The 24470-nt window shown below is 58.1% G+C and carries 22 protein-coding genes; 16 read left to right on the forward strand and 6 right to left on the reverse strand.

Going from position 1 to position 24470, the window contains the following annotated elements:
* Positions 1-11: 11 nt before the first annotated feature.
* The 6 genes from BM436_RS31500 to dnaA form a co-directional block, all read right to left on the reverse strand.
* Positions 12-1841, reverse strand: coding sequence for a Z1 domain-containing protein (locus BM436_RS31500; RefSeq protein WP_093560297.1), 1830 nt, complete (start codon positions 1839-1841; stop codon positions 12-14).
* Between the two features lie 38 nt (positions 1842-1879).
* Entirely contained in the window at positions 1880-3073 is a 1194-nt protein-coding gene (locus BM436_RS31505) for a TRM11 family methyltransferase (protein WP_093560299.1), read from the reverse strand.
* A gap of 20 nt (positions 3074-3093) precedes the next feature.
* Positions 3094-5766: an ATP-binding protein gene (locus tag BM436_RS31510; protein ID WP_093560370.1), complete on the reverse strand. Its 2673-nt coding sequence runs from the start codon at positions 5764-5766 to the stop codon at positions 3094-3096.
* Between the two features lie 210 nt (positions 5767-5976).
* On the reverse strand, positions 5977-8478 hold the full coding sequence (gene gyrB / locus BM436_RS31515) for a DNA topoisomerase (ATP-hydrolyzing) subunit B (protein WP_093560300.1): 2502 nt from the start codon (positions 8476-8478) through the stop codon (positions 5977-5979).
* Between the two features lie 230 nt (positions 8479-8708).
* Entirely contained in the window at positions 8709-9815 is a 1107-nt protein-coding gene (gene dnaN / locus BM436_RS31520; RefSeq protein ID WP_093560301.1) for a DNA polymerase III subunit beta, read from the reverse strand.
* A 133-nt stretch (positions 9816-9948) separates the two neighbouring features.
* Positions 9949-11373 carry a chromosomal replication initiator protein DnaA gene (gene dnaA / locus BM436_RS31525; RefSeq protein ID WP_093560302.1) on the reverse strand — a complete coding sequence of 475 codons (1425 nt, stop codon included), beginning with the start codon at positions 11371-11373 and terminating at the stop codon, positions 9949-9951.
* A 371-nt stretch (positions 11374-11744) separates the two neighbouring features.
* Here dnaA and rpmH point away from each other — a divergent pair, with 371 nt between their 5' ends.
* The 16 genes from rpmH to BM436_RS31605 all read left to right on the forward strand — a co-directional run bounded on the left by rpmH (position 11745) and on the right by BM436_RS31605 (position 24337).
* On the forward strand, positions 11745-11879 hold the full coding sequence (gene rpmH, locus BM436_RS31530) for a 50S ribosomal protein L34 (RefSeq protein WP_082219652.1): 135 nt from the start codon (positions 11745-11747) through the stop codon (positions 11877-11879).
* A gap of 39 nt (positions 11880-11918) precedes the next feature.
* On the forward strand, positions 11919-12326 hold the full coding sequence (gene rnpA / locus BM436_RS31535) for a ribonuclease P protein component (protein WP_093560303.1): 408 nt from the start codon (positions 11919-11921) through the stop codon (positions 12324-12326).
* A 13-nt stretch (positions 12327-12339) separates the two neighbouring features.
* On the forward strand, positions 12340-12588 hold the full coding sequence (gene yidD / locus BM436_RS31540) for a membrane protein insertion efficiency factor YidD (protein WP_093560304.1): 249 nt from the start codon (positions 12340-12342) through the stop codon (positions 12586-12588).
* A gap of 22 nt (positions 12589-12610) precedes the next feature.
* Positions 12611-14293, forward strand: a complete 1683-nt coding sequence (yidC, locus tag BM436_RS31545) for a membrane protein insertase YidC (RefSeq protein ID WP_093560306.1) — start codon at positions 12611-12613, stop codon at positions 14291-14293.
* A gap of 148 nt (positions 14294-14441) precedes the next feature.
* A complete protein-coding gene (mnmE, locus tag BM436_RS31550) occupies positions 14442-15821 on the forward strand; it encodes a tRNA uridine-5-carboxymethylaminomethyl(34) synthesis GTPase MnmE (RefSeq protein ID WP_093560308.1) in 1380 nt (459 codons plus the stop codon).
* Positions 15822-15986: 165 nt separating this feature from the next.
* The gene (locus tag BM436_RS31555) at positions 15987-17222 is read left to right on the forward strand and encodes a tyrosine-type recombinase/integrase (protein ID WP_093560310.1); all 1236 of its coding nucleotides are present in this window, start codon (positions 15987-15989) and stop codon (positions 17220-17222) included.
* Positions 17219-17578, forward strand: a complete 360-nt coding sequence (locus BM436_RS31560) for a hypothetical protein (RefSeq protein ID WP_093560312.1) — start codon at positions 17219-17221, stop codon at positions 17576-17578. The genes BM436_RS31555 and BM436_RS31560 overlap by 4 nt, the downstream gene beginning before the upstream one ends.
* A gap of 103 nt (positions 17579-17681) precedes the next feature.
* Positions 17682-17957, forward strand: a complete 276-nt coding sequence (locus BM436_RS31565) for a hypothetical protein (protein WP_093560314.1) — start codon at positions 17682-17684, stop codon at positions 17955-17957.
* Positions 17941-18753 carry a hypothetical protein gene (locus BM436_RS36550; protein WP_143133390.1) on the forward strand — a complete coding sequence of 271 codons (813 nt, stop codon included), beginning with the start codon at positions 17941-17943 and terminating at the stop codon, positions 18751-18753. The genes BM436_RS31565 and BM436_RS36550 overlap by 17 nt, the downstream gene beginning before the upstream one ends.
* A 153-nt stretch (positions 18754-18906) precedes the next feature.
* Entirely contained in the window at positions 18907-19149 is a 243-nt protein-coding gene (locus BM436_RS31575; protein WP_093560318.1) for a helix-turn-helix transcriptional regulator, read from the forward strand.
* Position 19150: 1 nt separating this feature from the next.
* On the forward strand, positions 19151-19855 hold the full coding sequence (locus BM436_RS31580) for a Rha family transcriptional regulator (protein ID WP_093560320.1): 705 nt from the start codon (positions 19151-19153) through the stop codon (positions 19853-19855).
* The gene (locus BM436_RS31585) at positions 19852-20133 is read left to right on the forward strand and encodes a helix-turn-helix domain-containing protein (protein ID WP_093560322.1); all 282 of its coding nucleotides are present in this window, start codon (positions 19852-19854) and stop codon (positions 20131-20133) included. The genes BM436_RS31580 and BM436_RS31585 overlap by 4 nt, the downstream gene beginning before the upstream one ends.
* Positions 20123-20722, forward strand: coding sequence for a hypothetical protein (locus BM436_RS36555; RefSeq protein WP_143133391.1), 600 nt, complete (start codon positions 20123-20125; stop codon positions 20720-20722). The genes BM436_RS31585 and BM436_RS36555 overlap by 11 nt, the downstream gene beginning before the upstream one ends.
* A complete protein-coding gene (locus BM436_RS31595; protein WP_093560325.1) occupies positions 20719-21081 on the forward strand; it encodes a hypothetical protein in 363 nt (120 codons plus the stop codon). The genes BM436_RS36555 and BM436_RS31595 overlap by 4 nt, the downstream gene beginning before the upstream one ends.
* Positions 21078-21488, forward strand: coding sequence for a hypothetical protein (locus BM436_RS31600; RefSeq protein WP_093560340.1), 411 nt, complete (start codon positions 21078-21080; stop codon positions 21486-21488). The genes BM436_RS31595 and BM436_RS31600 overlap by 4 nt, the downstream gene beginning before the upstream one ends.
* Positions 21485-24337 carry a DUF927 domain-containing protein gene (locus BM436_RS31605; protein WP_093560341.1) on the forward strand — a complete coding sequence of 951 codons (2853 nt, stop codon included), beginning with the start codon at positions 21485-21487 and terminating at the stop codon, positions 24335-24337. Before BM436_RS31600 ends, BM436_RS31605 begins: the two co-directional genes overlap by 4 nt.
* Positions 24338-24470: the final 133 nt, after the last annotated feature.

The raw sequence follows: 24470 nt of genomic DNA on the forward strand, positions 1-24470 counted from the left end.
TTTATATTTATCTAAATAGCATTATTGCGAACGAAATGCAAACTACCTTCATATTTATAGAATAAACGTGCCTTTCCTTTTCCATTATGCAAAATCTTAATATGATGCGCTGCATCAGGGAATTTGGAAGACTCCTTTTGTGTCGCTCCAATAAAACCTTTGGAGCGTGTGATTGTGTCTTGATCGGCGGAGGCACCGTAGCCTTCGATTGATGAAGCCGTATGTATAGCCAGGGTTCCTTGATGCAAATTAGCAGTTGTCCGAATAAAATCAATTAAAAAATTCGGCAGCGCAGCAGTCCCGATCCTTTTTTGGAGCAAGCACAGTGTATTTGTATTTTTTTGGTCTAGCAGTATTAGCTCGTCAAAACTAGCAGAGTAGTCGAAAAGACCAAACGCCATCTCGCCTTTATCTAGCACAACGGTCGCTTTGTCGATACTTGGCGCTGCAGCAACAGCAATTCGCTTATCGGCGATCCAAACTGGAGAACCGATCTCTTCAATAGTGGCTAATGCTAGTCTGTGAAAAACGAAACAACGATGCCAATCAGCGTAAAGTCGCGCTGGAATGGTAAGTTCGAAATGTTTAAGGTATTCCCCGCGTGCACCGAACATTCGAGCACGCTGAATATAAGTATCTTGCTGTAACCGGTGCTGGACATTACGGGTAAAGAACATAGCTAGCAGATTGGGGAAGGTAACCCCGCGAGAAATAATATTCCCGCCTATTATTATCGAGAAAGGCGAACTTGGTTCTGTCGCATTTTCCCCTGCCGCCGCTCGATCTCTCTCGCTGTTGATGACGGTCCAGGTTGCCATGGATGCATTCTCTATGACATATTCTGTTATTTTTTCTGCGGCCGCAGGGTAAAGGTTTTTAGCGGCGAAATATACCTTTGATAGCAGTTCGTCGAAACCAGGGCTATCACTGTCGGTCAGGGTGCGAATAGAATTCATAATCGCAATACGATCAGTTTCGTGGTCCTCTTTCCTTCCGCTGGTATGCACTAGCATACTATAATTTTCGGCCTCACCATTAACGTGAATGTTGAGATACGCGGAAGTAACCAGAAAACGAATGAGCGCGTTCTCGGCGGCTTGAGATGCACCATTGTGATCCAGAAGAGTCAAACGGTAGCTGGGATTGCTTTCTATCGGAAAGAATGTATCCTGTCCAGTATATTTTGCATGGGGAGGAAATTTTACCCAATGTTCAGCTTTGTTGTTGAAAGTGTTATTTAAGTTTAATCTTGCTGGAGTTGCTGTTACTCCGATATAGTAGCCATCTTGTCCAATTAACTTTTCAATTAAATTGTAAATGGTTGTTTTTGCGCCGGAATTCACCTTTCCGTTCGGCGTGGCATAATCCGCCTCATCATCTATGATAATTAGCTTTTTGTGCTTTCGCACGCGTGAGATGAGTTTTTCTAAGTCTTTGAAATTTTTCTTGCAGAAAATAACCATCTCAGGAGGGTGCGGCTCGCTATCTCCAAGTTCCGAGGAGTTTCTTGGAGCGGGCGCTAGACCAGACGAGCGGAATCGATTTAAATTTTGCGTAAGCAGATCTACGCTATCATTCATCAAGTGAATAATTATTTTATGACCGAGATCGAGTAACTTAGCAGTTAGGCAGATCATCATTTCGGTTTTTCCACTTTGGGGCTCACCATAAATGACCAAAGCTGAAGTTTTAGCTAAAGAAAGTTTTTCTTGTGTTCCCTCCACCGCATTTTCTATACAATCAGTGGGAATCCCCTTCTTCTGAAGCCTCGACAATTGTCTCTTATACCTATCGGTAAGTTTTGCTTTGTTTTTAAATTTAGATATATCAAACTCAGTCATAAGTTATCCCGATTGGCTGAACACGGCCCTGCTTTATTTTAAATCTTCCCGAATGTTAATATCGTTTCTGTTCGCATTCTTTTCCCTAGGGCGCTCTCGCCAGTGATGGGAAGATACCGACTTTTGGTTGGTAACTCTCTTTCAAAGGTATTTATCTCTCGAAGTCCTAGCATTGTCGCTGCTGCCGCAACGCCAGCCGAATTTTGTATGAAAGTACCTTTTAGGCAAGAGTTTCCAACAACAAATGTTGCATGACCACCTATCCGTGTGACTCGTGATATTTGAGCAACCATGCGATAAACGTCTTCAGAATATCTCTCGATCATTGATACATATCTCTTCGGAAGGTCATGGTCGGCACACATGGCTCGCTGGATCTGTTCAAATTTAGACTGCGTCAAAGGCTTGTTTGGAGCTCGTTCAGCACCAATGCTATTGGAGCGAATAGATCTCAGATCGCCCAGTTGATGCCCTAGCCAAACCAATGACATGCGATGTCCGCGAAGATAATCAATGGCATTTAGGTATGGCGGAGATGTTAGAACGGCGTCCACGCTTTCGCTGCCAACTTGTTTGAGTGATCGAGCATCCCCTAAAATAATCCTCGTGTTTCCAACTGGTGGGTTTTCAATTAATCTATTTCGCACTTGCGTTAGAGATCGAGATAATCCATCCATTACGTTGAAGTCAGATTTCTCAGCTACTTTGTGCGGTCTGCTGTGTGAAGTATCGCGGGCTAGCGAAGCCCCTTGCTCCTTTGTTACTATAATTCGGCTTAGGGCAACTCTTACCACATCCGCAGCGGCGTGTTTGAGTCGTGAGAATTTTCGCTTGTCGAACTGATGAAGCACAAAGGCTAACTTTCGCAAGTCCGCTTGCTGCTCCATGCCAAACCAGAAATCCACAAACTCTTTAGTTTCTGCATCATGATCAATCCACGGCAGTTCGATTTTGCTTCCGTCGAGTTCAAGAGCTTCCTTTATCAGACTTTGGCTAACTTTTTCTATAACTTCATCGTCAATCGGCGTGGTCCAGACTCGACTCATTAGTACTGCAAGTGGATCCATGTCCACGCCAATGGAGGAGTGCCCCATTTGGGCGGCTTGCCGGACGACTGTGCCTGATCCGGACATCGGATCTAAGACAACGCTTCCCTCAGGCAGGTCATGTAAGGGACCAAGTGCGAGCTCAGGAGCCATACGTGCTGGAAAAGGGTGAATGGAGCGGATCATAATATTTTCTTTTCAAAGCTTTAATCTGTGTGATCGTCATGAAGTTGTTCAAGCTGAACTTTCACTGCATCGGCGATTCTCTTCGCGCTGGCATTTATCGATATTTCGCTATCGGAAATTTGCACGAGATCGGGTATGAGTACTGCAAGTCCTTTAACCAAAGTTACCACATCTTCTGCCTTAACAGAGAATGCATCTAAGTCGCGGCGAATAGTATGGGCAATTGTTGATGCATTTAGAACATCAGGGATTTGTCCTTTTAGTGATTCTAGGGCATTTAAAAAAATATTTATCGTGAGCTGGCGATTTTGTTTTAGATATTTTTCTAATTGCTCTACCCACTTGGAAACTTCATCAGGATGATAAAGGGTAAATATCTCCTGCATTTTTGTAACTGCTATCGCCCCATGTGTTACCGTATATTCCAGTAAGCGACCAAGATCCTGTGCCTTCATCGGCGTAACACGTTGTTGCTGGCATCTAGTCGAAAGGGCGCCCTCACTAAAGCCAGGAGCGATAACCAAAGCATAGTCCGCTTTAAAGCGTTCCCTATGTTCGACGACTCCGTCAAGTTTTATATTACCTGTCGCTGCAACCTCATGTTTGGAGGATTTTGCATCGAACGAAAAACTATAAAGTGGAGGCTGCTTGTTCTCAGCGCTGGGGTTGCTATTTGTTGGCGTGGGGTAAGCACTCGCAATACCTTCTGGCTCCCCAGGTTTCGCCAAGTCCTGCACATCAAATCCAAGATACCGAAGCGCATCAGAAACTGCTGCCTCCATGCGCTTACTATTATCGCTGTCGTGTTGGGTCTTCAATAGAATTCGAGCAATAGAAGTCCCGGATTGGCGTCGTTGCAATGCGCGGAAACGCAAGAGCTTGTCGCGATAAGATCGCACATCTTTTAATAAGTCAGGCTCTACTCCAATATCAAGGGCGTACATGTCAGACAATAAATTTACCATCCCCACGGTACGTATCAACTCCTTCTCAGCCTTGGAGTGTGAATGTTCGATTACGAAGGGGTGTTCTTTATTTATTATTATAGTGCTATCGGAAATACGGAATTTCACAAAACTGTCATCGTTAGTGCGGAAATATCGCACTTCTGTAACAGCATTCTTGATATTTTCCGAAGTGCTGGCACGCCATTTTTTTCTTTGTTCTTCACGGTCTTCGATGCCGGATTCGTCAAAAAGTTCAGGTATAGCAGCTTTTGTCCGTAAAGTTTCAGAGACTTGGTTTAGCAGAGGCTTCAGAGAAAGAACCCCAAGGGATTTTAATAAAACGTCGCCGCCTTGTGATATATCAAGGTTTCTATCGCTATCATAGTAGCTCCGGACTAGATTAAAAATCCGCCTCAAAAAGGCGCGAAAAATTTTTGTCTCTTCTCGTTCCTTGAACTGCTCTCGACTAGTCGTAAGCAGAGTGTTCAATCCATCTGCTCGTACGGCCATACGGAAGCGTGCCCAAGCTGCATGACTCAGATTTCCTTCTCCAAACGATGGATCATTTTGGTTGACCACGCGCCCCAGCACATTGACATGGAAACCATTGGATGCGCCGCGTTCTTCACTTTTTCCTGAACTAATTTGCTCTTCAAAAAGCCGTGCAGTACCAGTAACTCTTCCAATTCCAGGTATTTCGACATAAGGGACCGGGACGGTGCCACTGGATATGGCGATTCTCTTTCCGTTCTGCTTGCTGGACTTTTTCTTCGTCTTCGCACTTAGGACGACATCGGCCGATTCTTCAAGATTGTTATTATCGTCGAGCTCAATATAGTCGATACCTAGATTTGGTCCAATTTCCCATTCTTTAATTACGGTTGCTTCTGCTTTAGACGACGTTAGATCGCGGCCGTTAATTCTAATGAGCATCTCGCTACCGAAGGGTAATGCAGATTCTAACATTCGGCGCAGAACATGAATTTTCAATGCCCGCCCAGTTGGTTTGATTCCGGATAGAACCACTAGTGTCCATGTGCCAGAATGCGTTCGTTGAAGTTGACTTGGTTCGCCACCAAATTCTTCGTTTACACGCTTATAATGTGTATTATCGCGTAGGCCATAAGAGATTAAATCCTGGATTATGTCCCCCGCATCAACTCCCTTCAATGCAAGTCGCACATCCTCGTCAGTTGCCGAGTAAATGTCAAGATTTAAATCGCTTATAAGACTTTCTTGCGTTTCAGTCTTTTGTTGATCGATGCTGGAATAATCCATGGTCACGCGACGAATTACCCCATCAGTCGCTTTGCAAATATAAGTAAGCTTAGATGCCAGCACATATGTCGCTAATTTCCCAATGCCGAACTTGCCTACGACAGAGCGTCCGTGTTGTATGGGGTGATCTCTTTTCGGGGAAAAGGCAATATGCCAAAGTTCTCGCAGACCGGCTTCGTCCATGGAGACACCGTTATCGAAAATACACATAGTAGCGTTAGAGCTACCGAGGTCTCCAGAGATTCGGACATCGACAAAGTCTGCACCTGCATCCCAGCTGTTGGAGATCAGCTCTTCGAAGGCTTTTTGAGGTGATGAGTACAGTTGTTCACTGAAATGTTCTAAGAATCTTGTACTTAGCTCGACTTTAATAGTGCTAGTTAGTTCCCCAATCGTTTCAATGGCATGGGAGTGGGCATCTCCTGAACTGCTATTTTCGGAAACACCTATGTTCTTCTCAATTTTCATGGGAGCTCCAGTCCATCAAAAACCACTCGAGTTAACAGAAAAAGCACTGATATTCTACAGGAAACTTCTAAAACAAGAACATAATTTAGACTCTTGGTATATATGACTTCCAGTGTAGTGGTGTTTTTTTAGCATGAAAATTAACGCCTTTCGGTCAATAAAAAGGCCAGCATTGGAGCTGGCCTTCAAATTTCGGAAAAGCAACCGTGTCTAAACGTCAATATTCCCCGCCCTCAACGCATTCATCTCAATAAAGTTCCTACGCGGCTCCACATCATCCCCCATCAGCGTCGTGAAGATCTGGTCCGCCGCGATCGCGTCCTCGATCTGCACTTTGAGCAAGCGGCGCACGGTCGGATCCATGGTCGTCTCCCACAGCTGATCCGGATTCATCTCTCCCAGACCCTTGTAGCGCTGCTTGGACACCACACGCTCCGCCTCATCCCGCAGCCACTGCATCGCGTGGTGGAAGTCCACCACGGCGGAATCCTTGGTGCGTTCGCCTTCGCCGCGGCGGATCACCGCGCCGTCGCCGATCAGGCCTTCGAACGTCGCGGCCGCGTTGGCCAGCGTCGCGTAGTCCGCGCTCTGCGAGAAATCCGCGTCGATCGCGCTGACCTTGATATTGCCATGGTGCATACGCTCGATCCACAGCATATGCTTCTCGCTCAGCTCGTCCGAGCGCACGGTCACTTTCACGGCCGGGTCGTTGATGCGCTCTTCCATGGCCTTGGCGGACGCGGTGGCGTGCTCGATGGTGTCCAGGTTCAAGGTCACGCCGGTCATGATGGCGGTCAGCGCGGCGCGGTCGATCACGCGTGTCAGGCGCATCATGATGGCGTTGGCGGTGTTGTACTGGCGCGCCAGTTCGGCCAGCGGCTCGCCCTGGATGATGTCGGCGCCTTCGCGCGGGGTCAGCGCGGCGGTGTTCAGCGCCACGGTCATCATGTAGCTGGCTTCCTCCACGTCGTCCTTCAGGTAGCGCTCGTCGCGGCCGGCCTTCACCTTGTACAGCGGCGGCTGGGCGATGTAGATGTGGCCGCGCTCCACCAGCTGCGGCATCTGGCGGTAGAACAGGGTCAGCAGCAGGGTGCGGATGTGGGCGCCGTCGACGTCCGCGTCGGTCATGATGATGATGCGGTGGTAGCGCAGCTTGTCGGCGTTGAACTCGTCGGGGCCGATCGAGGTGCCCAGCGTGGCGATCAGCGTGGTGATCTGCTCGGACGACAGCATCTTCTCGAAGCGCGCCTTTTCCACGTTCAGCACCTTGCCGCGCAGTGGCAGGATCGCCTGGAACTTGCGGTCGCGGCCCTGCTTGGCGGAGCCGCCCGCGGAGTCACCCTCGACGATGTACAGTTCGCACAGCGCCGGGTCTTTTTCCTGGCAGTCGGCCAGCTTGGCGGACAGGCCCAGGCCGTCCATCACGCCCTTGCGGCGGGTGAGGTCGCGCGCCTTGCGGGCGGCTTCGCGCGCGCGGGCCGCTTCCACGATCTTGCCGCAGATGATCTTGGCGTCGTTCGGCTTTTCCTGCAGGAAGTCGGTCAGCGTCTTGGCGACGATCTCCTCCACCGGGCCGCGCACTTCGGACGACACCAGCTTGTCCTTGGTCTGCGACGAGAACTTCGGCTCGGGCACTTTCACGCTCAGCACGCAGGTCAGGCCTTCGCGCATGTCGTCGCCGGAGATTTCAACCTTGGCTTTCTTGGCGAAGTCGTTCTCGTCGATGTATTTGTTGATCACGCGCGTCATCGCGGCGCGCAGGCCGGTCAGGTGGGTGCCGCCGTCGCGCTGCGGGATGTTGTTGGTGAAGCACAGCACCTGTTCGTTGTAGGCGTCGTTCCATTGCATGGAGACGTCCACGGTGATGGTGGTGTTCTGGTCGGACTGGCGCTCGCCGGTGGCCTGGAACACGGTGGGGTGCAGCACGCTCTTGGCTTTGTTGATGTATTCCACGAAGCCGCGGGTGCCTCCCTCGAAGGCGAACACTTCCTCCTTGCCGGTGCGCTGGTCGGTCAGCTTGATGTTGACGCCGTTGTTCAGGAACGAGAGTTCGCGGATGCGCTTGGCCAGGATCTCGTAGTGGAATTCCACGTGCGTGAAGATTTCCTCGTCGGCCCAGAAGTGCACGTCGGTGCCGCGCTTGTCGGTTTCGCCGATGACCTTGATGGGGGAGACGACGAAGCCGTCCTTCTCTGCGATTTCGCGGTTCTGCGGCACGCCGCGCGCGAATTCCATGAAGTGCACCTTGCCGTCGCGGCGGATGGTCAGCTTGAGCAGCTTGGACAGCGCGTTCACGCAGGACACGCCCACGCCGTGCAGGCCGCCGGACACCTTGTAGGAGTTCTGGTCGAACTTGCCGCCGGCGTGCAGCTCGGTCATCACGATTTCGGCGGCGGAGCGTTTCGGGTCGTGCTTGTCGTCCATCTTCAGGCCGGTGGGCACGCCGCGGCCGTTGTCGGTGATGGAGATCGAGTTGTCGGAGTGGATGGTGACGTGGATTTCCGTGCAGTGGCCGGCCAGCGATTCGTCGATGGAGTTGTCCAGCACTTCGAACACCAGGTGGTGCAGGCCGGTGCCGTCCGAGGTGTCGCCAATGTACATGCCGGGACGTTTGCGCACGGCTTCCAGACCTTCCAGGATCTGGATGGATGCGGCGCCGTATTCTTCCACCTTGGCTGCCGGGATCGGTTGTTCGTTATGGCTCTCGGACATGGACTGCTTTCTCTGTTATCGATTTACTGATTGCGATGCTGATGGACTTCGTGTTGCATGTGAAGCGGGCCGGGTGAGGTAAGCGCGCCAAAACGCGTTTAAAACCAACGGCAGATGCTGGGGGGAAGTAGCCCCAGTGGGGCTACTTCCGATCCCGAAGGGACAGACCCAGCGGGTCTGACCCCGGGTTTTGCCTCTGGTTTGATGGCGCGAGGCGGCCCGTTCGGCGCTTAAATACGCATCGGCATGACGACGTATTTGAAATCGGCGTTGTCGGGAATGGAGATCAGCGCGGACGAGTTCGAATCGCCCAGGGCGATGTTCACCTGGTCGCATTTCAGGTTGTTCAGCACGTCCAGCAGGTAGGTGACGTTGAAGCCGATGTCCACGCTCACGCCGCCGTAGTCGATCTCCAGTTCCTCCACCGCCTCTTCCTGGTCGGCGTTGGTGGAGCTGATCTTCAGGCTGCCGGGGGTGATGATGCAGCGCACGCCCTTGAACTTGTCGCTGGTCATGATGGCGGCGCGCTGCAGGGAGCGCAGCAGCTCGTCGCGGCCGATGGTGAAGTCGTTGCTGTAGCCCTTGGGGATCACGCGCGTGTAGTCGGGGAACTTGCCCTCCACCAGCTTCGAGATCAGCTCGATGTCGGCGAACGTCAGTTTCACCTGGTTGCCGGCGATGTCCAGCTGCACCGGCTCGTCGTTCTCTTCCAGCAGGCGCTGCAGCTCGATGATGGTCTTGCGCGGGATGATCACTTCCTGGCGCTCGAAGGCTTGCTCGGTCTCCACCTGGCAGAAGGCCAGGCGGTGGCCGTCGGTGGCCACGGCGATCACGTTCTTGCCGTCCAGCACCAGCAGCAGGCCGTTCAGGTAGTAGCGGATGTCCTGCTGCGCCATCGAGAAGTGCACCATGTTGAACAGGTGCTTCAGCGTTTTTTGCGGCAGGGTGAAGGAGGCGGTGTAGCTGTCGGCCTGCTGCACGGTGGGGAACTCCTCGGCGGCCAGCGTCTGCAGCGCGAAGCGGGACTTGCCGGTTTGCACCGTCAGGCGCTTGTTCAGCAGCGTCATGGTGACGTCGCCCGATTCGGGCAGGGCGCGCAGGATGTCCAGCAGCTTGCGGGCGGCCACGGTGGTGCCGGTCACGTCCGCGCCGGAGCCGATGTTGGCGTGCGTGGTGATCTGCACTTCGGTGTCGGTCGACAGGAACGAGACGCTTTCGCCATCTTTGCGGATGAGGATATTGGCCAGAATCGGCATAGTGTGCCGACGCTCGACAATACCACTCACGATCTGCAGTGGTCGGAGTAGCGTATCTCGGGTGGTTTTGACCAATTGCATAGGTATCCTCAATATGAAAAATTAACGATATTTTTATATCAACAAAATTCTTGCGGAGCTAGTCGGATTTTAAACCAGAGGCAAGGGCCGGGGTCAGACCCATGGGGTCTGACCCCAGATTCTGCCCTTGGTTTTAGCCCTTCAGCGTCTGCTCCAGCACATGCAGCTCGTGGTTGCATTCCGGGTTCTTGGTGCGGTCCAGCGCGATCTTGCGCACGGCGTGCAGCACCGTGGTGTGGTCGCGGCCGCCGAACAGCTCGCCGATCTCCGGCAAACTCTTCTGCGTCAGCTCCTTGGCCAGGTACATCGCTATCTGCCGCGGGCGCGCGATGTTCGCGGGCCGGCGCTTGGAGTACATGTCCGCCACCTTGATGTTGAAGAAGTCCGCCACCGTCTTCTGGATGTTTTCCACCGAGATCTGCCGGTTCTGCACCGACAGCAAATCCTTCAGCGCCTCCTTCACGATATCGATCGAGATGTCCTTGCCGTGGAAGCGCGAGTACGCCAGGATCTTGCGCAGCGCGCCTTCCAGCTCGCGCACGTTGGAGCGCAGGTGCTTGGCCACGAAGAAGGCGACGTCGTCGGACAGGGTCACGCCCTCCGACTTGGCTTTCTTCAGCAGGATCGCCACCCGCATCTCCAGCTCCGGCGGCTCGATGGCCACCGTCAGGCCGGAGTCGAAACGCGAGATCAGGCGGTCGTCCATGCCCGTGATCTCCTTCGGATACGTGTCCGAGGTGATGATGATCTGCTTCTTCGCCGCGATCAGCGCCTCGAAGGCGTAGAAGAATTCCTCTTGCGTGCGGCTTTTGCCGCCGAAGAATTGAATATCGTCGATCAGCAGCATGTCCAGCGAGTGATAGTAGTGCTTGAAGTCGTCGAAGCCCTTGCGCTGGTAGGCGGTCACCACGTCGCGCACGTACTGCTCGGCGTGGATGTAGCGGATGCGCGCGTTCGGCTGGTCGGCCATCACCTGGTTGCCGATCGCGTGGATCAAGTGGGTCTTACCCAGGCCCACGCCGCCGTAGAAGAACAGCGGGTTGTACGAGACGCCCGGGTTGTTCGCCACCTGGATCGCGGCGGCGCGCGCCAGCTGGTTGGCCTTGCCGGTCACGAAGCTGTCGAACGTCAGGTCGGTGTTGATGCGGCTTTGCTCGCGGCGCGGCGAGTTGGCCAGGTTTTCCGTCACCGCGTTCGAGATGCCGGTGATGGCGGGCGCGGACGGCGCGCCGGGCGCTGCCATGCCATTGCCGCCGTCGTGGCCGTCGCCGCCGGCCATGGCGGCCGCCGGCACGGGCGGCTTGCGGGCGGCGGACAGACGCGGGTCCAGCACGAACTGGACTTCGGTCGGCGCTTCCCAATACTGGCAGGCGAGGGCGGTAATGCGGCTGGCGAACTGGGACTTGACCCAATCAAGCTTGAAGCGATTGGGTGCGGCGACGCGCAACTTGCCTTCCTCGTAGTCGAGGGGGATAAGCGGTTTTATCCACGCGTTGAATTGTTGCGGAGTCAGTTCCAGTTCCAGTTGAGCGGAACAGGTCTGCCAGAAATTTTCCATGAATCGTCTATCAGTAAAGGAGCGAACGTGGGTTCAAAGCGCCACACGTAACGCGCTATTCTACTCCCTATGCACAAAGTTATCCACAGGCACGCGTCGATTTTTTTGCCGTTGGAGGGCTTCCCCGGCCACCGAAAGGCATACCCCGCTGTTGACAAGCGGGGTCAAACTGCTGATAATTCAGGGTTCCCCGCCCGTATGCCGTGTTTATTCATAAAGCACTATATGGATAAGCGTGGATCCTTGAAGCGGGCGATGAGATGGACCCAGCTGTGCCGGACGGCATAGGTGCGCGAAATGTCATTGGCACCATATAAAGACGGGACTATTGACCCGATTTCGTATTTTTTTGCTTTTTCAGCGAGACCAACATGAAACGTACTTACCAACCTTCCGTCGTGCGTCGTAAGCGCACCCACGGCTTCCGTGCACGTATGGCAACCCGTGGCGGCCGCCAGGTTCTGAACGCACGCCGCGGCAAAGGCCGCAAGCGTCTGGCTGTATAAGCCATCCGCTTGTAAGCTGATCGCGTGGAAAGCTGTCTTTTGAACGGCTCGACAGGCGAAGGTTCACACGACTTCGCACGCGCTCGGCGCATCGTTAAAACGGATGAATTTTCATCCGTTTTTCGTTTGCGCCCCGCGCAAAAAAGCGCGCACTTCGTGCTCTACACCCGCCCCAACCAGCTGCCGAACGCGCGCCTGGGGGTGGTGGTGGCCAAGCGATTTGCGCCGCGCGCTGTCACGCGCAACACCATCAAACGTGTCACCCGCGAACTGTTCCGCGTGACCGGCCTGCCCCCTATCGACTGCGTGGTTCGCTTGTCCCGCGCAGTCAACAGCAAGGACGGTCCGGCCACCTCGGCCAAGCTGAAGGCGGAACTGCGCCAGGAACTCACGAAGCTGTTCGCCTCCCAAAAGAAGGCGAAGGCCGCCAAGGCGGAAACGAAATGAGCGGAGCGGCCCCATGAGCAAGCTGCTGACCTTGCTGCTGCGTTTCTACCAGCTCGCCATCAGCCCCATGCTGGGGCCGCGCTGCCGTTTCTATCCCAGCTGCTCCAACTACGCGCTGGAAGCGATCCGTACCCACGGCGCCGCGCGTGGCGGCTGGCTGGCCGCGCGCCGCGTTTGCCGCTGCCACCCCTGGAACGCGGGCGGGCTCGACCCCGTCCCTGCCAAGAATTCCCCGACCGCTTGCGGTTGCAACCACTCCTGACTATTAGCCAAAAAAGAGCGTAATGGATATCAATAAACGTACCATTCTGTGGATCGTGTTCGGCGCGTCGCTGTTCCTGCTTTGGAACAACTGGATGATCTCGACCGGCCAGCAATCCATGTTCTCGCCGCCCAAGCCGGCAGCCGTGACGGCCAAGAAGTCGGACCTGCCGCCGGCCGTGAGCCCGCTGGCCGCCGGCGCCGCCGTGGCCGCGGCCGCCGCCCAGCCGGGCGCGCCCGCGCCGTTCCAGCGCGAGATCGTCACCATCACCACCGACGTGGTGAAGGCGGACATCGACACCCTGGGCGGCCAGCTGGTGCGCCTGGAGCTGCTCAAGCACCACGCCAAGCTGGACGCCAAGAAGAACCAGGTGCTGTTCCACAAGGAAGGCGCCGACACCTACGTGGCGCAGACCGGCCTGGTGGGCGCGGCCAACCTGCCGAACCACACCACCGGCTTCACCGTCAAGCCGGGCGCGCGCACGCTGGCCGACGGCAACCAGGTGCAACTGGTGCTGGAAGCGGAGCAGAACGGCGTCAAGCTGACCAAGACCTTCACTTTCAAGCGCGGCGACTACGCGATCGACGTGCGCCACGACGTCACCAACACCGGCGCCGCGCCGGTGGAGCCGCAGCTGTACCTGCAGCTGGTCCACGACGGCAACGCGCCCGAGGGCGATTCCTGGTTCAACGCCAGCTACACCGGCCCGACCCTGTACACCGCCGACAAGAAGTACGAGAAGCTGACCTTCGAGAAGATCGAGAAGGCCGACGCGTCGCACAAGTCGAACCCGTCCGCGCCGCTGGCGCAGGACCACGCCACCAAGGCCGACAACGGCTGGGTCGCGATCTCGCAGCACTTCTTCGTCTCCGCCTTCGTCCCGCAGGACAAGCTGGCGCGCGACATCTTCACCAAGAAGGTCGACACCAACACCTACGCCATCGGCGTGGTGCAGCCGCTGGGCACCCTGGCGCCGGGCGCCACCATCTCCAACAACGCCAAGCTGTATTCGGGTCCGCAGGACGAGAAGGCGCTGGAAAAAGTGTCGCCGGGCCTGGACCTGGTGAAGGACTACGGCATGCTGACCGTGCTGGCCAAGCCGATGTACTGGGTGATGGAGCAGATCAACGCGGTGCTGGGCAACTGGGGCTGGACCATCATCGCCTTCACGGTGCTGATCAAGCTGTTGTTCTTCCCGCTGTCGGCCGCCGGCTACCGCAGCATGGCGCGCATGAAGGTGGTGACGCCGAAGATGACGGCCATCCGCGAGCGCCACAAGGGTGATCCGCAGAAGATGAACCAGGCCATGATGGAGCTGTACAAGACCGAGAAGATCAACCCGCTGGGCGGCTGCCTGCCGATCCTGGTGCAGATGCCGGTCTTCATCGCCCTGTACTGGGTGCTGAACGCGTCGGTCGAAATGCGCGGCGCGCCATGGGTGGGCTGGATCACCGACCTGACGCAGCCCGACCCGTGGTTCATCCTGCCGGTGCTGTACGCGATCTCGATGTACATCACCACCAAGCTGAACCCGGCCCCGGCCGACCCGATGCAAGCGAAGATGATGCTGTTCATGCCGCTGGCGTTCTCGGTGATGTTCTTCTTCTTCCCATCCGGCCTGGTGCTGTACTGGGTGGTGAACAACGTGCTGTCGATCGGCCAGCAATACGTGATCACCAAGAAGTTCGCGCCCGACGCGAAGTAAGCGGTAAGGCATGCCGTATCAAAGCCCGTGCCCGTGCACGGGCTTTTTCATTTACGCTGCAAGACCAAAACCAGATGCAACTGCCGGGGTCAGACCCGTTGGGTCTGACCCCAGGTTTTGCCGTAGGGTTTAAATTACAATCACATCCATGAAACTCGACTCCTCCCCCATCGCCGCCATCGCCACCGCTCCGGGCCGCGGCGGTATCGGCGTGGTGCGCGCCTCAGGCAAGAACCTGCAAGCGCTGATCCAGGCGCTGTTCGGCGACACCAAACTCCAGCCGCGCCACGCCACCTACATCCCGTTCACGGGCGCGGACGGCGCCATCATCGACCAGGGCATCGCGATCCACTTCAAGGGTCCGCATTCCTACACCGGCGAGGACGTGCTGGAGCTGCAGGGCCATGGCGGCCCCGTCGTGCTGCAGATGCTGCTGGCGCGCGTGCTGGAGGCGGGGCAGGCGTTGGGCCTGCGCCTGGCCGAGCCGGGCGAGTTCACCCGCCGCGCCTACATGAACGACAAGCTGGACCTGGCCCAGGCCGAGGCGGTGGCGGACCTGATCGACGCCTCCACCGAGGCGGCCGCGAAGTCGGCGTCGCAGTCGCTGTCCGGCGCGTTCTCGAAAACCATCCACGCGCTGGTCGAACGCGTGACCAATCTGCGCATGCTGGTCGAGGCAACGCTGGACTTTCCGGAGGAGGAGATCGACTTCCTGGAGAAGTCCGACGCGCGCGGCCAGCTCACCGGCATCGTCGAGGCGCTGGACACCGTGTTCCGCCAGGCGGCGCAAGGCGCGCTGCTGCGCGAGGGCCTGAACGTGGTGCTGGTGGGGCAGCCCAACGTCGGCAAGTCGTCGCTGCTGAACGCGCTGGCGGGATCGGACGTGGCCATCGTCACGCCCATCGCCGGCACCACGCGCGACAAGGTCAGCGAGACCATCCAGATCGAGGGCATCCCCCTCAACATCATCGACACCGCCGGCATCCGCAACAAGGATGAACAGGTGGACGTGGTGGAGCGCATCGGCATCGAGCGCACCTGGGGCGAGGTGGAGAAGGCGGACGTGATCCTGCACCTGCTGGACGCCGACCATGGCCCCACGCGCGCGGACGAGGCCATCGTCGCCAACTTCCCCTCGGGCGTGCCGGTGGTGCGGATCTGGAACAAGATCGACTTGTCCGGCCACAAGCCCGGCGTGGACCTGATGGAGGACGCCACCCACATCTACCTGTCCGCGCACGAGCACATCGGCATCGACCTGCTGCGCGCCGAGCTGCTGCGCATCGCCGGCTGGCAGCAGACGGGCGAATCGCTGTACCTGGCGCGCGAGCGGCACCTGATCGCGCTGAAGTCGGCCGGCAAGCACCTGGCCTTGGCCGGCGAGCACGCCGCCGTCAGCGACCAGTCGCTGGACCTGTTCGCCGAGGAGCTGCGGCTGGCCCAGGGCCAGCTCTCCAGCATCACCGGCGCCTTCTCGTCGGACGACCTGCTGGGCGTGATCTTCGGGCGTTTCTGTATCGGAAAATAGCGAGTCTACAAGTGATGCCAAGGGTTGCCAAAATTCCTTGCGTCTTCATAGGTAAATCAAGAGCTTGCATGCAAAGTTTGCCAAGCGATGTCAATTGACACCAACATTTTTTAAGTACACACTTTAGTACACAATCCGATGTGTACTAAAACCTGTGTACTAACCATGCCCAAAACCGCCATCCCCCTGAATGACAAGCGCATCAAAGCGATGAAGCCCAAGGCCAAGCGCTATTTGGTCGCGGACGGTGGCGGTCTGGCGCTGGAGGTGATGACGTCGGGCGCCAAGATATGGCGCTATCGCTACTCGCTGCACAGCAAGCAGCAGCCCCTTGTGACGATTGGCGAATATCCATCGGTCAGCCTGCAGGATGCGCGGGACCGGGCGCGCAAGTATGGTGAGACGGTTTCCGCTGGCGTGTCTCCGGTTGCTGACGCCAAGAAGGATCGCGGCGCCGAGAAGGCGCTCGATTCCGTGCGTGCGTTTGCCGACCTGTGGTTTGAATCGGAAATCGCTGATAAATCCAAGTCATACAGCACCGTGACGCGCCGCGCGCTCGATAAGGACATCTATCCGGCCATCGGTAATAAGCCGCTGGCCGACGTCAATGCCGGCGACGTGCTGGCCATCTGCGACAAGATCAAGGGGCGCGGGGCGCCGCAAGTGGCACTGTTCACTCGCAACGTGGTCAAGCGCATGTACGAGTATGCGATTTCGCGCCAGGTGGCCACCATCAATCCCGCGCAACAACTGGTGGCGCGGTTTATCGCCACGCCGCAAAGCCGCACCCGTGTGCTGTCGCCCGATGAAGTCGGCAGCGTCATGCGCACGGTGTACGCATCCGACATGAGCCGGGCCTACAAGCTGGCGCTGCACCTGCTGGTCATCACGATGGTGCGCAAGTCGGAACTGATCGAGGCCGAGTGGTCCGAATTCGACCTGGACGCCGGTATCTGGCGCATCCCGGCCAGCCGCATGAAGAAGGACGTCGAGCACTGGGTGTATCTGTCGGCCCAGGCGGTCGACATAATCCGCGAGCTGCAAACGTTGTCGCATAGCCAGCGGTTCCTGTTCCCGATGCGTCGCGGCTATGAGGATCGGCCCATCGCCAAATCGACCCTTAACCAAGCTGTGCGCGCGATGAAAGCGGACGTGCAGCACTTCGTTATCCACGACTTTCGCCGCACCGCGTCGACGCACCTGCACGAAATGGGGATGTCGTCCGACGCAATCGAAAAGGCGCTGGCGCACTCGATCAAGGGCATCAAGGGCGTGTACAACCGGGCCGAGTATGCGGACGAGCGCCGCAAGATTCTACAACTGTGGGCCTCGTTCGTGGACGCTCAGATCAATGAAGGCAACCGGGTGATCGCCGGCCGCTTCGGCAAGGTGGCGGCGTGACGCACGACCAGCGCCAGCAGCTGGCGGGGCTGCCCGCCATGCCCACGTTACGCGGTGTCGAGGCCATGGGGTTCGACTTGGACGATTTCCCGCTTCCGCAATGCACTTCACCATGGGACGATGCCGCCGCCCGCCGGGCCGCGCATCAATCCTGCGACTTGCGCGCCATCGGTGACGTACTCGCCTGGGTGCCTCACGCCGAGGCTCACCGATTCCGAAACCGCGTGTTCTACGACGGCGACTATTCTGACGTGCGGGAATTTGATGATCCCCTGGTGCTGCAGGCGATCAAACACGATCCGGACGGGACGCGCTTTTTGAGCGCACGCCACAGTGGCCTATGGGAGAGCGAATAGCTTCACCAGTTTAGCCATGCCTACCGCGACGGCGGGAAAACAGAGTTTGCCCCTTTTCTCTGCTGGCATGGCTTTCGATTCAAAGGGGTAAAAGGGGCAAGTGATGGCTATCAGAGACATCCTGCAGAAGCAGGACGAGGGCTTTATTAGTTTGCATGATCTGTTGATAAAGATGACAACGGTTCATGGGGATACATTGCAAGATGCGGCAACGCTGCTGTACCGCTTGCTGATCCAGGCGCATGAACAACCGCAATGGTATGCGACTTCCCTTGAAACCGGTCCGTGCACTATCGACTCGAGCGCGAAGGGAATGGCGGCCTTGCATTATGTAGCGATCAATGGTCAATGGATGGATAGCGATGACATCCCATTCTGACTATCACGTCTACGGTTTTAAAACCGATGAAATCTTAGAATATTTGGCAAAGAATGGCTTCACAATTACGGCTGAGGCAATCCCCGTCGAACTGGCGCCCCCCCAATGGCCACCTGAATACAGCCTGTTTCCCAGCTTTGGGAAGCACGATGCGGCTTTGATTATGAGCGGAATAATTCCTGACGAAATCAGTAATTGGAATTACTGGGATGATCCGCATCCAGAAGCTGGACGAAAATTAAAGCTGATTGATGCCTGTGCTGAGGAAATCCTTGCGCTTGATCCGGACTTTGAATTTAACCGCGACCACGGCAGAAGACGTTGGAGTCCAACGGAAATTGATACTAGCGAAAAAATTAGCCAAGCCATCTGGCGGCAGTGGTGCAACAGCGTTGGGGTGGAATGGCCTATTCCTGAAAGATCAAATGGCGCACCTACCGCACCGGCCACTGATGCGGAATTGCTCGCAAAGTGGCAGCAGGCGGAAATAGCTCTTGCCGAAGCTGGGAAGCAGATCGAAGTATTGCAAGCGGAGCTGCGGAGTGCGCAGGCCACCATTGACGACTTGCGGCGGACGGCCGGGGATAAGGACGCCATCGCGCTCCACAATACCCACCTGATGAAGATAGCCATCCAGGTACAGCGCGACTACTGGAAGGATTTGAACACGCCACCGAAGCAAGAAATCCTGTGCGCCGAACTGATGGAGCAATACAAATTGACCAAGCCCGAGGCGCAAGCAGTCGAACGGGTCGCCTGCCCAATCGACCGAAAGAAAGTTTTACCCTCAGGGTGAAAATCCAGTATCCATGCGGGTTTGCGGCTACCCTTAGGGTGAAAAACAAGGATTACCCTGAGGGTAAAAGGTGTTGCCCTTAGGGTTCCTGTCGAGCCTAACCTTTGCACCAATCCGCTGAATCACGGCGGCAACTTGCAAAGGTAGGCAACCATGGCACAGCACACAGCAGCATCCACCGCACCAACCAGCAAAACCCTCCCAGCCGACGGCATGAGCCGCTGGAGCCAAATTGCACAGTTCTCCCCATTCAGCCGCGAGAAGTTCCGCCAACTTGTGAACGCCGGCAAGGCGCCGCCAGCGGTGCGCTTGTCCGAGCGCTGCACCTGTTATTCCAACCGCGAATTGCATCGCTTCTTCGCTGATCCAGTGAATTATTCCGTCGAGGCCAAATAAAATGGCCACGATAACCTCTCGCATGAATAAACGGCCCGGTAAGTGCAAGCCAGCGCCTGCGGCCGGTGCGCTCGTCCATATTCACCAGGGAAAACCCGTAACCGATTCGCTGGTAGTTGCTGCCGAGTTTCAGCGCCAGCATAAAAACGTGCTGAAATCGCTGGATGACTTGATTGCCGATGGCACGATCAACCGGCTTGATTTCAAGCCCGTTGAATATACCGACGCAAAAGGCGAACGCCGCCGCATGATCGAGTTGACCGAGCGCGGCGCGCTGGTCGCAATGCCGTTTATTGGTGGTCGAAACTCACGGGCTGGCCAAGTACGGCTTGTCGATGCTTTCATGGCGCTGCGCGCCGAACTGGCCGGGCGCCATCTGGGTGACTGGTCCGGCTCACGCAAGAAGGTATCGACCAGCTATCAGGACATGTGCGATGCGCTGCACGAGGTCCGCGCCCAAGCTGGCAAGGTCACCAGCGCGCACCACTACGCCACCGAGGCCAAGCTTATCAACTGGGTGCTGTTCGGCCGCTTTGAAGCCGTCGAGCGCGACGACCTGGAGCAAGCCGACCTGGCGCTGATGGAGCGCGCCGAAGCCCGGAACGCAGTGTTGATCGCCATGGGGCGCAGCTACGACGAGCGCAAAGCGATGCTGCCTGGCTTCCTGGCATCCATCGGTGCCAAGCGCGGAAGGATCACCCAATGACGGCCCGCACCGAAGCGCTGGCGCTGATCCTCCACGCCATGCCGGGCAACGACTGCGCCGCCCAGCGCAACCGGATGCAGGCGGCCATGGAGCGCTTGGGCAGCGTCACCAGTTACGAGGGATCGCGGCACCTGGACTGTTACGACCCGAGGGCGCGTATCCATGAGCTGCGCCAGGCCGGCAAACGCATCAAGACCGTTATGCGCGACGAACCCACGGAAAACGGTGTGCTGCACCGTGTCGGCGTGTATCTGCTGGAAGGAAGCGATGATGCTTGATCTTGCTCAACACGGTACTTGGCAACATGAGGCAACCTGCGGCGGCACAAAGCGCTTGACGGTGCGCCCGCTCCGGCCGGACAATGATCCTGTTCCCGAAAAAGAGGGAGCCAGGATTGGCGTCCTGCAACTACAAGGCGCGAAGCTTTCAATCATTGACGGCTTTTTTTTCGCGCAACGCATTGGCTTTTCTCCTATGGAGGGCCGTGTGAGGGGGCAGCAATGCCCACTGGTTACTTGTGGCCAGCACGCCAACCTTGCACGGTCTTCCACCCCGATTGGCGTCGGGATGGTTGATTTTCAAATCAATCACAAGGAGGCAATCATGCCTGGCACCACCACACCCCAAATTTCCCCAGCCCTGTCCGTCGACCAGCTCATGGACGCCGCGTTCCACCCGCACCGCGACCCGCGCAGCATTGAGTACAAGAACGGCACCCGCGCCGCCCTGGCCTTCCGCATCGAGGGCAAGCGCATTGTCCGCCCATACGCCCCAGCCAGCGCCGCAGATGACGCATACGATGGAGGCCTGGCTGAGGGCCACGCTATCTGGCGCGCTGCCGTTGCAAAGATCGGCGGTGCAGCATGAACACCCAACAAATCACCTACGCGCAGCATCAGGTACAGCACGGCATTCCTGCGCTGGCCACCGCCGCGCCCATTGAGCAAGACCGCCTGACCGAAGCGCAGCTCATGCGCGAAGAAGTCGAGGCGCTGTGTTCGCACATGCTTTGGCTGCGCTCCTGGTGGCAGGCGCACGGCGACGGTATCCGCGCCGTCGAACGCCAGGCCGCCGCCAGCGTACATGACCACTTCATTGACGGCGCCATGTTCGCCCGAGGCATAGCCCGGGTGGCCGGCTTCGACATCGAGCAGGACCGCATCAGAAATTACACCTGGGGCCGCAACACGCAAACCATGCACATGGTCATGCGAGGTGCAGCATGATCACCACCAACCAGCCAGCCGAAACGGTGCTGGTCTACGCAGGCGGCAACCTGGGCCTTGGCTTCGACAATGTGGTGATCCAGGTGGAAACGCCATCTGGCCGGGCCGACATTCCGCTTGAGCTGGCGCTGCGCCACATCGATCTGTTTGCCGAACCTGGCCGCAGTCGCATCCTGGCGCAACTGGAGTATCAATTTGACCTCACTGGAGGGCGAAAATCTAGCGATGAATCGCGGAGCTGGGCCGTCTCCTTTGCTGGCGCCACGATTCCATTCAACACCCGTTCCGAGGCCAAGCGCTTCATTCGTGACGCCAAGAAGGACGTTGCCGACCAGCGCGGCGGAACATTCAACGCCGTGATCGTCCGCATACCGGCACATGACGCAGGAAAGGAGGCTATCCATTGAACGCCTACTCAAACACCGAGCGCGGGCGGATCGCGTCCGCCTTGTCGCACATCCCGGCGCATGACCGCGACCTGTGGCTAAAAATGGGCATGGCAGTCAAATCCGAGTTGCCGGACGATGAAGGCTTTGCCGTCTGGAGCGAATGGAGCCAGCAGGACGACAGCTATAAGGAAAACGATGCGCTGGCTGTGTGGCGCAGCATCGACCCGCACGGCGGCGTCAGCATCGGCAGCGTGTTCCATGAAGCGATGGCGAACGGCTGGACGCACCAGGGCGAGGTGGCGGTGCCCAGCCCGGCGGCACTCGCGCAGCGCAAGGCCGAGCGCGCCAAGGCGGAAGTGACGCGCCAGGCCAAGGAAGCCAGGAAGCGCGCGGCGGCCATGGAAAAGGCGGCGGCCATATGGGCGGCGGCAATGCCGGCTGGGACCGACCATCCGTACCTGGTGCGCAAACAGGTGGCGCCGACCGATACCCTGCGCGAGCTGGCCGTCGACGCAGTGGCCGCCATCCTGGGCTATGTGCCGAAGTCGAGCGGCGAGCCGCTGGCCGGGCGCGTGCTGGTGGCGCCGGTCCATGCCGGTGACATGCTGACCACCTGCGAACTGATCGACGGCACCGGGCGCAAGTGCGCGCTCTACGGTGGCGCCAAGGCTGGCGGCTACTGGGCCGCGCAGTCGCTGCCCGATGGTGACGGTGCCGGGCTGGTGCTGTTCATCGCGGAAGGGGTGGCCACCACGCTGACGGTGCACATGGCCACCTGCCAGCCGTGCATAGCGGCCCTGTCGTCAAACAACCTGCTGGCCGTCACCAAGGCCATGCGCAAGCGCTATCCGGCCGCCCTGCTGGCGCTGGTGGCCGATCTGGTCAAAGCCACCGGCGAACCGGATCACCACGCAGCCAAGGCGGCGCAAGCGGTGGACGGGCTGCTGATCGTTCCCGACTTTGGCGACCAGCGGGCCGAGGGCGAAACCGACATCAACGACATGGCGGCCCGGTTCGGCCTGGATGTGGTGCGGGGGCACATTGAAATCGCGTTGAGCGTCCATGCGGCCACGCCGGACGCGCAGGAAGCGCCACAAGACGATATCGCCAGTGCGGACACCCCAGCGCCAGCGAAGGCAAAAGGCAAGCCCATGGAGCCTGATTCGGAGACGTGCAGCTATGCCGGTGGTACCTTCGATGTGTCGGGTCGTGGCGTGTTCTTCATTGGTACCGACAAGGACAACAACGAGTTGCCGCCGCGCTGGATATGTTCCCGCCTGGGTATCGTCGCCAAGACGCGGGATGCGAAAAGCGGTGAATGGGGGCGCCTGCTGGAGTGGTGCGACGATGACAAGGTGCGGCACCAGTGGGCTATGCCGCTGGAGCTGCTGCAAAGCGACGGCACCGACATGCGCCGCGAGCTGGCGCGCATGGGCCTGACCATATCCCCGGTGAAGGCACAGCGCGACTTGCTGGCCGCCTTCGTTCAAGTGTGGCCGGTCAAATCCCGCGCCCGGTGCGTCGAGCGGCTGGGCTGGCATGGCGCGGTGTATGTGACCCCTGCGGAGTCCATTGGGCAGGACGCGGAAATCGTGGTGTTCCAGAACGCCCATGCCATCGAACCGGCGTTTTCCGTGGCCGGCACGCTGGACGGGTGGCGCGCTTCCGTGGCGGCGCTGGCGGCTGGCAATTCGCGGCTGGTATTCACGCTGTCGGTGGCGTTCGCGGGCACCCTGGCCGATGTGGTGGGCGAAGATTCGGGCGGCTTCCACCTGCGCGGCGGTTCATCGTCGGGCAAGACAACCGCGCTCAAGGTGGCCGCCTCAGTGTGGGGCGATCCGAACACCTATCCCCGGCTGTGGCGCGCGACGGCCAACGGCCTGGAAGGGCTGGCGGCGCTGCACAATGATGGCTTGCTGATCCTGGATGAATTGAGCCAGGTAGACCCGAAGGAAGCAGGGGAAGCGGCCTATCTGCTGGCGAACGGGCAGGGCAAGGCGCGGGCGTCGCGCACCGGTACCGCGCGCCAGGCGAGCCGCTGGCGCCTGTTGTTCCTGTCGGCCGGCGAAGAGTCGTTGACCGCCTTGATGGCGCGGGTGGGCAAGAAAGCCAACACCGGGCAGGAAATCCGCCTGGCCGATATCGACGCGGACGCCGGCGCCGGTATGGGGGCCTTCGAGACGCTGTACGACCAACCCAGCCCGGCGGCGCTGGCCCTGGCCGTCAAGGATGCCGCGATCCGCTGTCATGGCGCGGTGGGAGTGGCCTGGTTGCGCTGCATCGTGGCCGACCGCGCCACGCTGGCCGACGACATGGCGGACGGCATCAAGAGCTTTGTCGTGGAGGCAGTGCCCAAGGATGCCGCCGGCCAGGTGCTACGTGTGGCACGGCGCTTCGCCCTGGTGGCGATGGCGGGCGAGTTGGCAACGCACTACGGCCTGACCGGCTGGGGCAAGGGCGAAGCCATCGGCGCCGCGCGCAAGTGCTTTGCCGCTTGGCTCGACGCCTTTGGCGGCATTGGCAACCGGGAGGAACGCAATGTGCTGTCACAGGTGCGGGCGTTCTTTGAGGCCCATGGGGCCAGCCGGTTCGAAGATATGACGGCCACCAGCGATCAGCGCATCATCAACCGGGCGGGCTTTTACCGCACGGGGGCCGATGGCGGGCGCGAGTTCCTGGTGCTGCCAGAGGCATTCAAGCGGGACGTATGTGCTGGCTTCGACACCCGAGCCGCTGTGCTGGCGCTGGTGGCTGCTGGCTGGCTCCAACCTGGCAATGACGGCAAGACCGCACAGAAACCACGTATCCCCGGCATCGGCCCAACCCGCTGCTATGTGTTCACGGCTCGCATGTGGGAGGGTGAATAGTGCGGCGCGACGTCTGAACTGAACTAGCTCTATGTAAAAACAGGTGGGACAAGTGGGACATGTGGGACGGCCAGCATTCATGCGGGTTTCAGCCGTCCCACCGGACAAAAAACGGTGGGACGCGGTGGGACAG

The organism is Pseudoduganella namucuonensis (assembly GCF_900116645.1).
Lineage (GTDB): Bacteria > Pseudomonadota > Gammaproteobacteria > Burkholderiales > Burkholderiaceae_D > Rugamonas > Rugamonas namucuonensis.